General features: G+C 59.5%; 8 protein-coding genes. 4 read left to right on the top strand and 4 right to left on the bottom strand.

Going from position 1 to position 9,805, the window contains the following annotated elements; all coding sequences use genetic code 11:
* The 3 genes from VGE80_RS02290 to VGE80_RS02280 form a co-directional block, all read left to right on the top strand.
* A partial coding sequence (locus VGE80_RS02290; protein WP_440591529.1) for an antitoxin Xre/MbcA/ParS toxin-binding domain-containing protein occupies nt 1-226 on the top strand: 226 nt, incomplete at its 5' end.
* 57 nt (nt 227-283) lie between these two features.
* Nucleotides 284-1,114: a lysophospholipase gene (locus VGE80_RS02285; RefSeq protein WP_440591528.1), complete on the top strand. Its 831-nt coding sequence runs from the start codon at nt 284-286 to the stop codon at nt 1,112-1,114.
* 21 nt (nt 1,115-1,135) lie between these two features.
* Nucleotides 1,136-4,669 (top strand): PSD1 and planctomycete cytochrome C domain-containing protein, encoded by a 3,534-nt coding sequence (locus VGE80_RS02280; protein ID WP_440591527.1) that lies wholly within the window; start codon nt 1,136-1,138, stop codon nt 4,667-4,669.
* A 79-nt stretch (nt 4,670-4,748) separates the two neighbouring features.
* Here the strand turns inward: VGE80_RS02280 and VGE80_RS02275 are convergent, their stop codons facing one another.
* The 3 genes from VGE80_RS02275 to VGE80_RS02265 all read right to left on the bottom strand — a co-directional run bounded on the left by VGE80_RS02275 (nt 4,749) and on the right by VGE80_RS02265 (nt 8,482).
* Nucleotides 4,749-5,948, bottom strand: coding sequence for an outer membrane protein assembly factor BamB family protein (locus tag VGE80_RS02275; protein WP_440591526.1), 1,200 nt, complete (start codon nt 5,946-5,948; stop codon nt 4,749-4,751).
* A 572-nt stretch (nt 5,949-6,520) separates the two neighbouring features.
* On the bottom strand, nt 6,521-6,916 hold the full coding sequence (locus VGE80_RS02270; protein ID WP_440591525.1) for a DMT family protein: 396 nt from the start codon (nt 6,914-6,916) through the stop codon (nt 6,521-6,523).
* Nucleotides 6,917-7,207: 291 nt separating this feature from the next.
* Nucleotides 7,208-8,482 (bottom strand): hypothetical protein, encoded by a 1,275-nt coding sequence (locus VGE80_RS02265; protein WP_440591524.1) that lies wholly within the window; start codon nt 8,480-8,482, stop codon nt 7,208-7,210.
* A 477-nt stretch (nt 8,483-8,959) separates the two neighbouring features.
* Here VGE80_RS02265 and VGE80_RS02260 point away from each other — a divergent pair, with 477 nt between their 5' ends.
* Complete coding sequence (locus VGE80_RS02260) at nt 8,960-9,358, top strand: SRPBCC family protein (RefSeq protein ID WP_373649048.1); 399 nt, start codon at nt 8,960-8,962, stop codon at nt 9,356-9,358.
* Nucleotides 9,359-9,547: 189 nt separating this feature from the next.
* On the opposite strand, the gene VGE80_RS02255 is transcribed toward VGE80_RS02260, so the two are convergent.
* On the bottom strand, nt 9,548-9,805 hold a 258-nt coding region (locus tag VGE80_RS02255), incomplete at its 5' end, for a hypothetical protein (protein ID WP_440591523.1).

The following is a 9,805-nucleotide window of genomic DNA, read 5'->3' as shown; positions in this document are numbered from 1 at the left end:
AGAGCAGGGAGGTCTGCCGACCAGTGTCGTCTCTCGACGGCTGACGGAGCTGACTCGATTGACCAACGCCCTGTCGAAGGTCATAGAATCCGACTCTCTGGGAGACTGGCTGCAGACGCCGAATTCCGCCTTTGACGGATTGATGCCGATCGAGGTCATCGACCGGGGTGAAAGTGACCGGCTGTGGGGGATGATTTACGGTTTCAGATCTGGCGACGACTTGTGAAGACCTTGTCCCTCGAAAGACGTGAGTCTGTGATGGGGCGACATTGAAAGGAAATGGATGCGACTGGAGACGCAGGTCGTGACGGCGACAGATGCCGTTGAGCTTTTTGTTCGAAGTTATCTTCCCGACCAGCGTGATCCCCGGCGTGTGCTTTACTGGGTGCACGGTCTCGGCGAGCATGGGGGGCGGCATGAGCATGTTGCCAAATGTCTGACCGAGCAGGGGTGGAGCATGATCGTGGCGGACCTGCGGGGTCACGGCGGTTCCGGCGGCACACGGACTCATGTTGCCAGTTTTGATCAGTATGTCGATGACATCGTCTTGATCTGGGAAAGACTGGGGCTTACCGCATCACCCCCCACACTGCTGGGGCACAGCATGGGTGGGCTGGTCGTGGTGAGGGCCGTTCAGACGGGCAAGGTGGCCCCTGCATCCCTGGTTCTTTCGTCGCCGTTGCTGGGGTTGAAGTTGCGAGTGAATCCCGTCGCAAAGCTGTTGGGGCGCGCGGTCGTCCGGTTCCTGCCCACGCTGCGCTTTTCCAATGGCATCGATCCCGCCAATATGACAACGGATTCTGAGTTCGCTGCCGCGCGTCGAAGCGATCCTTTGATCAATAAGACCGTGACGGCGGGCTGGTTTTTTGCTATGCAGAAGGCGAAGGACGCAGCGATTCGGGATGCAGCCAGGGTTTCCCTTCCCTTGCTGGCACTGCAGGGGGGGAACGATCGGACCACGGATCCAGAGGCATTGGCGAAGTGGTTTGAACGCGCTCGGTCCCAACCCAAACAACTGCTCCTGTTACCTGATCACATTCACGAATTGTTTTTCGAATCGGACTGGCAACAGACGACTCTACAGATGTTGAACTGGCTGGAGTCAATCCGCTGAGACGTGTCTCGAGGTGGTGAAATGAAGAGTAAGAGCGTTCGGAATCTGAAATTCAAACCCTGTGCGGCAGAAGCCACGCTCGACGTGCGACGAATACTGGTGCGAACCTTCCCGGTCGCGCTGGTCCTGCTGTTGCCCTGGAACAGCGTCCGGGGAGAGGACAACGCGAAGATTCCCCCCGCCGTGAAGCGGGACGTCGATTTCGTCAAAGACATCCAGCCGCTGTTCAAAGAGCATTGCCTGAAGTGTCATGGCGAGAACCGGCAACGGGGCGACTTTCGGCTGGACGACAAGGGAGCGGCCCTGAAAGGGGGGGAAAGTTTCGCTCCCGCGATCATCCCCGGTGACGGTGCTGCGAGCCCCCTTGTCCGCTTCACCGCCGGGGCTGTTGAAGGAATGGAAATGCCCCCGGAAGGGGAGCGGGCTCTCTCGCGGGATGAGGTCAGCCTGCTGCGGGCCTGGATTGATCAGGGAGCCAAATGGCCTGATGAGCCGGGGAAAAAGCAGGAAAGCGCTCCTCACTGGTCCTTTCAGCCGGTCGTGCGTCCTGAGATTCCGGAAGTCGCTCCGGGGAACAGGGACTGGACACGAAGTCCCGTTGATGCGTTCATCGCACAGAAGCTGGAACAGGTCCCGCTCACGCCGTCTGAGAGCGTCACTCCCGGGCTGAAGCCTTCACCTGATACTGACCGCATCACGTTCATTCGACGTGCCACGTTCGATATCACCGGGCTGCCTCCGACTCCTGCAGAGGTGATGGACTTTGTTGGCGATCAGAGTCCTGACGCGTTCGAACGTTTGATTGACCGGTTGCTGGCGTCGCCCCATTTTGGGGAACGCTGGGCCCGACACTGGCTCGACACAGTCAAGTTCGCCGAAAGTAACGGGTTTGAAACGAATCAGCCCCGTCCCGCTGCCTGGCCCTACCGTGACTACGTCATTCGTGCGTTCAACGAAGATAAGCCGTTCGATCAATTTCTGTTCGAGCAACTGGCGGGTGACACGGTCGGGATTCATGAAGCGACCGGCTTCCTGGTGGCGGGGGCGTGGGATCAGGTGAAGAGCCCGGACCCGACCCTGACTGCTCAGCAGCGAGCTGACGAACTGCACGATATGGTCAGCACGACCGGCAGTGCCTTTTTCGGACTGACGGTCGGTTGTGCCCGCTGTCACAATCACAAATTCGATCCGATCTCGCACAGTGACTACCATGCGATGAAGGGGGTGTTTGCCGGTGTGGTCCACGGTAATCGTCCCTACACTCCACCCGGTTTTGAGGACCCGCAGCCACTGATCGAGGAACTTCGTGGCGAACTCGCGAATCTCGATCGCCAGCTCGGACAGTTTGAGCCGCTGGCTTTTATCGGAGACGACTCTGCACGATTGCAGGGCAAGCAGTCGTTCCCTCATGAAGCCGTTTCCACACTGCTGCTGGATGATCTGGCCGTCGCGACGGGTTCCGGCGCCAGCGTCACGGTCCTCGTCCCGCCGATTGGTTCCGAGCCTTACCGGGCAGGAAAGGCGCGCGGTGAATTAAGCGATTCGGGTGACACGCAGCGGTATCCGAATCTCGGTCGCAGTTATTCGTACTGGAACCAGGTCGCTAATCGGGATGTCTTCACGTGGAACCCCGGGCTGAGTGGGCGATGGCGTCTCTGGTTGTCCTGGGGTTGTGGATGGAACACGCACGCCGCTGATGTCATGTACGTGCTTGATCTGGACGGAGATCTCGGGACAAAGGACGATCAGACCGAGATTGCCCGCGTCGATCAGCGGAAGTTTGCCGATGGAACTGGGGGCGAACAGAGTCAGCCCCTTTGGAGTGGACTCTATGACGCTGGGGTCCATGAATTCACTCCGACGGCGCGCGTGGTGCTGCGCGGCGGGGAAGGATCGGCGTACGTCACGGCCGATGTTGTCTGTTTTCAGCGAGCGATGACAGACAGTCCGCTCGTTCATTCCTCGTTGCCTCGGTTGCGGTCTGCGGTGCAGCGACGAGCCAATACCGAACGCTTTCCTCCCATCCGGTCCCGGTTCGTAAAATTGACGATCGAAGCCACGACCGGTGGCGAGCCGTGTCTGGACGAGCTTGAGGTGTTTGAAGCCGATAACGGTTCTCAGACAGGTCCGAATAATGTCGCGCTGGCGAGCGTCGGGACAATTGCGACCGCCTCATCAAGCCTGCCCGGTTACGACATTCACCGGTTGGCCAACGTGAACGACGGTCGCTACGGGAACTCGGCCAGTTGGATTTCTAATGAACCGGGGCGAGGCTGGGTCATGTTGGAGTTTCCGGAACCGGTCGTCATCGACCGGATCGTATGGAGCCGTGATCGGCCCGAGAATGGACAGTTTCAGGACCGAATCCCGTCGAAGTACCGGATCGAAGCCGGGATGGAGCGAGACTCGCTGCAACTGGTCGCCTCATCGGAAGACCGAATACCGGAGGACAACGGCGCGGGTAAGGTGCATGTCAACCCCGCGTTAAGTGAGGCCGAGTTTCAGTTGGCTCGCAAGCTGGAAGTGCAGGGGGAATCGCTCCGCAGCCGGTTGCAGAAGTTGTCGGCTCGACCGATCGTCTATGCTGGTCAATTCACAACGCCAGAACCGATCTACCGGCTGCATCGAGGTGATCCCATGCAGCCCAAGGAACGGATGCAGCCTGCCGGTCTCGCCTCATTCGGTACAAAATGGCAACTCAATGAAGAGGCAACGAGTCCGGAACGTCGACGGGCTCTGGCGAACTGGATCAATGATCCGGATCATCCGTTAACGACGCGTGTGATGGTCAACAGACTCTGGCAGTACCACTTCGGGCAGGGGCTGGTGCAGACCCCCAGCGATTTCGGGAGAAACGGAACGTCTCCGTCGCACCCGCAGTTACTGGACTGGATGGCCAGCGAGGCCCGGGTAATGGCGTCGCCGAAGCGGATTCATCGACAGATGTTGACCTCGTCGACCTACCGGCAATCGAGCCATGCGCGTCCGGAAGGGTTGCAGGCGGATGCCGCGACCCGGTTGCTGTGGCGGTATCCGCCGCGGCGACTGGAAGCCGAACCACTGCGGGATGCGATTCTGGCGGCGGCCGGTAATCTGGACGACCGCATGTTTGGTCCGGGGTTTGACCTGTTCGAGGCCAATACCAATTACGTCAAAGTCTACAACACGAAGCAGGAATTCGGTCCGGCGGAGTGGCGAAGAATGGTCTACCAGTCGAAGCCGCGAATGCAGCTCGATGAAGTTTTTGGACAGTTCGACTGTCCCGATGCCGGTCAGATCGCACCGAAACGGACTTCTTCCATCACGGCACTGCAGGCGCTGAACCTGCTGAACAGCCGATTCGCCATTCAGCAGGCCCGGCAGTTTTCGAACCGGTTAGCCAACGAGATGAGCAAGGACCCGACCGCACAGGTCAGGCAGGCGTTTCTGCTGGCCTACCAGCGGGAACCTTCCAGCGAAGAACTGGCTGACTCCATCGAGCTCATTCAGCAACATGGCCTGGAATCATTCTGCCGAGCGATTCTGAATTCCAACGAGTTCTTATTCGTTTTCTGAGACCGTGATGGGGTTCATGTGTGTTGATTCCCGTTGATCCCATCGACGGAGCAGGTGGTGGATTGTTTAAGGGCCGGTTTTACTTCTCAGCGATCTTATAAAGCGCTGTATCTGTTCGAAGATACATGGCCCCCTTTGAAAAGGCGGGGGTTGCGAACGTCCGACCGGGGACTGTGTTCTGGCCGAGGACTTCGAACTCCGTTCCGCGCTTGACCCAGGTGGCGGTCCCGTCTTCGTCCATGAACAGAATCCGGTCGTTCACGTAGACCGGTGAAGACGAATAGTTTCCTCCCAAGCGACCCGTCCAGTAGCGTTCCCCCGTTTTCGCGTTGACGCAGGTGGCGACGCCTCGGTCCGAGACGGTGTAAAGTTCCTCACCGACGAGTAGAGGGGACGGGGTGCTGGGGGCGCCCGGCTTCATCCGCCAGACGATACTCTTGTCGGTGACGTCCCCCTTGCCGCCGAGTTTCACAGCGAGGACTTCCGGATGATCGTAGTCATGGTTGTAGAACACCATCCCGAAGCCGAGGGCGGGCTGGGGCACGATGGACCAGCCGGAGGTCACGACCTTCCATAATTCGGCACCTGTGTCAGGGTCGTACGCCGCGAACATTCCTGGACCGGGAGAAAGCACCTGGGGCTTCCCATTCACTTCGGCGACGGTAGATGTTCCGAAGGAGTGAGACGGACTTCCGAACGTGGATCGGGGGGTCTTCCACGCGATCTTTCCGGTGTTCGCGTCCACCCCGATGACGAAGGGGTCCTTGCTGCCGTCACACGAGACAACGAGCTTTCCACGGCAAAGGACAGGTGTGCCCCCGGAACCGTGGACAGGGTTGTAATCGATGTCGAAACAGGTCCATTCGATCGTTCCATCGGCCGCTTTCAGTCTGGCCATCCCGTAGTTACCGAAATGGACGAAGACCGATCCTTCGTGCACGATTGGTGTGGGACTGGCGTGGCTGTTCTTCACATGAATGGAGGGGATTTGAGGCACGGATCGGACTTCCTGATCCCAGATCACTTTTCCATTTGCGGCATCAATGGCCATCGTGCGCAGCGACATGTCCGGGTCTTTCACCACTGCCGTCGTCAGGTAAATCCTGCCGTCCACGATGACAGGGGAGGACCATCCCAAGCCGGGCAGATCCGATTTCCATTCGACGTTCTTTGTGTCAGACCATTCGAGCGGGACCGTCATCCCGACGACGTGAGCGTCCGCATTGGGACCGCGGAATTTCGGCCAGTCGCCCGATCCAATCAAAGAAAGCAGAATCATCGGCAGTAACATGAGCGGCCCCGCTGAGTATGAGTCCGAAGCTAAGTCAGGTGGCGTGCGATCAAACAGGATCCAGACTCGTAACCCTTGCTTTAATACGCCACGTCCGCAGTGCAGGTGTTACACGTCTTTCCGTCGCGCATCGTGTCCCACCGAAGGGGATTCCCACAGGACAGGCCCATTCGGTGACGCGACCCGTCCGCGCCAGCCACCTGGACACCCGCACCGATCCATCATCGTATGAAATCCTACCAATGCGTCCCTTCGGTGCCAATTTTGACGTCGGTCATATTTCCGATTTGTTTCAATCTCAAATCGTGATGCAGTGACTCGACTTCATGAGGGGACACAATTTGCAACACTGGCGATTGGCGCGTTGGAAGGTTCCTTGGTCCGCTGTGGCTACTTGACCCAGCGTGCAGCGATCGGGCATCGGAAAAACTCCACGGGATCATCTTTCTGACCCGCTGAGCGACGGTGGGGACGGTGCGGTCCCGATAACCCGTCTCTGGCAGAAAAGTGGTGTTGGCGAACGAGACATGCTCTTTCCGCAACGACAGCCGTGAGCGGGCTCAGGGGGACTCGTGCGGTGGTTCGATCTTCGCAGCTTGAAGCGTGCTCGAGGGATCTTCTGTAGTCACTTTGTCCATCCTCACGAAGAAGACGGCTCCGACGATCAGCAGAAACGCGACGAGATGGTTCCAGCCGAGTTTCTGGTTCAGATAGGTGACGGCGAAGATGCTGAAGACGACCAGGGTGATGACTTCCTGCATGATCTTCAGTTGCACAGGAGTGAACTGTGACGAACCCCAGCGGTTGGCGGGGACCTGAAAACAGTACTCGAAGAAGGCAATCAGCCAACTGACGATGATCGCTACGAAGATCGGTGATTCCTTGTGTTTCAGGTGCCCATACCAGGCAAAGGTCATGAACACATTGGAAATTGTCAGCAACAGAACCGTGAGCATGGAACATCCTTGTTTAGATACAAAAGAGAGTGGCGGATCGTGGGCCGCGGTGACTGACCGCATGTGGCGAGCTGCGGACCGCGATTTCGTCGACCAGCCAATCCCTGGGTGGTTCGCCTGCGGAGCCGCCAATTCGGCGGATCGCAGATTGGCGCGGAGTGTACATAGTGCCAGTCGCGCCTGCCACTTAACCGTGATTGAGATCGGTTAAGGGCGCGCGAAGTTGCCCCCGGGGTTGGGCCGGGGGCAACTTGAGAAGACTGGCAAATGACTTTACGTCAGCACCGGACGTTACTTCTTCGGTTTGCTGACCGAGAATTCGACGATCCGGTAGGTCTCGTCGTCTTTGTCCTTTTTGAGAGTAAAGGAAAGGACCTGATTCTTCTTGTTTCGCAGCACTCGCTTATTGTTCTTCTGCTTGGCGTTCGGCTGCAGGTCACTGAGCGGGTTCAGTGCGTCGGAAATCTCTTCGATTTTCTCTTCAGAGAGGTTTCCGTCCCGCAGTTGACTAACCATCCCGGTCGCTTTCGAGCTGACGTATTCGCCCGCGGCGGCGGTATCACCGTCCACGAGTGCCATGCAGAATCGCTGGAGTGTGTCGTCGATGCTTCCTTCCGGGAAACTGCTTCCTGAACCTCCGGCACCACCTGCACCACCGGGCATGGCTCCGGCCGGTCCGGCTCCGCCCGGTATCATTCCTGGGGCACCCGCAGGACCCCGTGCACCGGCGAATCCGGCTGCGCCCGCAGGTCCGGCTCCGGGGGGCATCCCGACGGCGGCACCGGCGCCGGGAGGTGCATGCCCAGCACCCGGAAGTGAAGCTGCGCCACCAGGGCCGGCTCCTGCATAACCAACGGCAGCACCGGCGGGAGCGGTGGCTGCGGCGCCGGGGGGGAGCCCGGGAGTGGTGGCAGCGGCGGGTGCACCTGGGGGAGCATGTCCCCCTGGGCCGGGGCGACCTGGCATGTTTCCTGTGTAGCCGACGGGGGCGCCAGCAGCACCGGGTGGCATTCCGGGAACCGCTCCTGCAGAGGGGCCTCCTGGTGGGGCGTGTCCTCCAGGTCCGGGGCGGTTTCCAGTGTATCCCACGGGAGCACCCGAAGCACCTGGTGCACCGGGGGGGACGGTCGCTGCGGCACCGGCGGGCAATCCAGGAGCGCTTCCGACACCGGGTATGGCTGAGGGACCCCCACTGGGACCAGCCGCAGGTCCGCCGGGACGATTCGCCATATGAGCCGCCGCCTGAGCGGGGTTGGGGGCTGCGTTTCCGGCCATCTGAGCCATCATGGCTGGGTTACCAGCTCCACCTTGCGGAGGTCCCCCTGCCATCGACGGCCCACCCGGAGGGGCGTGACCCATGCCGGGCATTCCGGGTGGAGCATGTCCCGCTCCCGGCATTCCAGGAGCACCGGGCATTCCGGGGACCGCTCCTGCAACGGGGGCGGTGTTGGCAGGACCAACAGAGGTCGTTGGCGCGGTGTTGTTTCCTGATCCGCAGCCAATCAAGCCGGACGAGACAATCAGGCACAGGCCCTGATGCCAAACCGAAAAGCGGTTGGAACGCATAATGTTAACCTTGAGACAACAATCCAGTGATGTGAGTTCGCCTGCAGGTTCGCCCGCCAGAACGACCGACAACCAGATTGCGAATGGTCTTTGACTATGCCATTTCTGTAAGCCCAATGCAAGGAGTTTCAACAGAGTCCGTGGATGGATTCAGTGAGTTCGGCAGGCCGAACAGGTTGCCCTTGTCAGTCATCGCGGCTATGGATTTTCGGGGGATCGGGAGCGCCGGAAAGGGACGGATTGACCACAGAGATCACGTCGCGCCGCAGGAACTCCGGACGGGGCTTTCGCCTCGGGGCGGAAGCCGTCGTCGCGTATCTCACGGAAAAAGCCTGGCGGTAGAGTAAGCTGTGCCACGATCGGGCCAAGGTTCATTTCGGTGGTGAGTCGTTCGTCGCTGCTGAAGGCGTGAGCCGTGGTGCTGGCTGAGGTGCTGGCTGAATTGGCCGTGAAGGAATCGGAACGAGGTGCCCCCTGATGAACTGCCGGATTATCCGTTGCTCGATTCACCGACCCGTGGACGCCGTCTACGAGTTCGCCGCGAATCCTGAGAATCTTCCCCGCTGGGTGACGTCGTTCTGCCTGTCGGTCAGGAAGTCAGGGGAGTATTGGGAAATGGAGACACCGACGGGCTGGGTGCAGATTCGTTTTGTTCCTCGCAATGAAGCGGGAATCATGGATCACATGGTCACATTGCCGGACGGTCAAGCCGTCGTCAATCCGATGCGTGTGGTCGACAATGGTGGCGGCAGCGAAGTGATGTTCACACTGTTCCAACAGCCCGGCATGTCCGACGAGCAGTTTGCCAGAGATGCCGACATGGTCGACGCCGATCTGCAGTCCTTGAAGAAAGTGCTTGAGGGGCAGGTGGGTTGATTCTGCAGGTGAGGAGCCAGTCATCGACGTGGTTTACTCTGCTCGCGCTGGCACGGGCGGCATTTCTGGCATTGGTGAAGTGGAGGATTTCTTGTTCCGCCCGTCTGGTGGATGAGACGACTGGTAAGTCTACGAATCATGCATTCCGTCGCACCGCGTTGGCGAGACATCGTCGGTTTGCTGCTGAGCTCAGATGAGCCGCTGCCCGATCACGAGTCGGGAGTGGTGGAAACACGGGGTACCGCCGACGTTTTCGGGAGAAGTGGCGATCGAGCGTTGTCCGATCAGGCCACTCCTGGCTGCGATTTCGGAGGCGAGCGTGGTTTGAGAACCATGAACCCATAATCCCACTTCGTCCGGCGCGAGTAATTTGCCAAAGCCCAGACTCAGCCGCCCCATCGTCCAGCGGGCATTGATGTCCTGCAGTGGGCGAATCTTCAGACCGCC

The organism is Schlesneria sp. (genome assembly GCF_036405755.1).
GTDB classification, from domain to species: domain Bacteria; phylum Planctomycetota; class Planctomycetia; order Planctomycetales; family Planctomycetaceae; genus Schlesneria; species Schlesneria sphaerica.
Note: the sequence above shows the minus strand (reverse complement) of the source record. Positions and strands in the feature narration are given on the sequence as shown.

What these genes read in the sequence shown, in the direction of transcription:
- VGE80_RS02260 (WP_373649048.1), top strand. Translation starts at nt 8,960, where the DNA reads ATGAACTGCCGGATTATCCGTTGCTCGATTCACCGACCCGTGGACGCC.
- VGE80_RS02280 (WP_440591527.1), top strand. Translation starts at nt 1,136, where the DNA reads ATGAAGAGTAAGAGCGTTCGGAATCTGAAATTCAAACCCTGTGCGGCA.
- VGE80_RS02285 (WP_440591528.1), top strand. Translation starts at nt 284, where the DNA reads ATGCGACTGGAGACGCAGGTCGTGACGGCGACAGATGCCGTTGAGCTT.
- VGE80_RS02270 (WP_440591525.1), bottom strand. Translation starts at nt 6,916, where the DNA reads ATGCTCACGGTTCTGTTGCTGACAATTTCCAATGTGTTCATGACCTTT.
- VGE80_RS02275 (WP_440591526.1), bottom strand. Translation starts at nt 5,948, where the DNA reads ATGATTCTGCTTTCTTTGATTGGATCGGGCGACTGGCCGAAATTCCGC.
- VGE80_RS02265 (WP_440591524.1), bottom strand. Translation starts at nt 8,482, where the DNA reads ATGCGTTCCAACCGCTTTTCGGTTTGGCATCAGGGCCTGTGCCTGATT.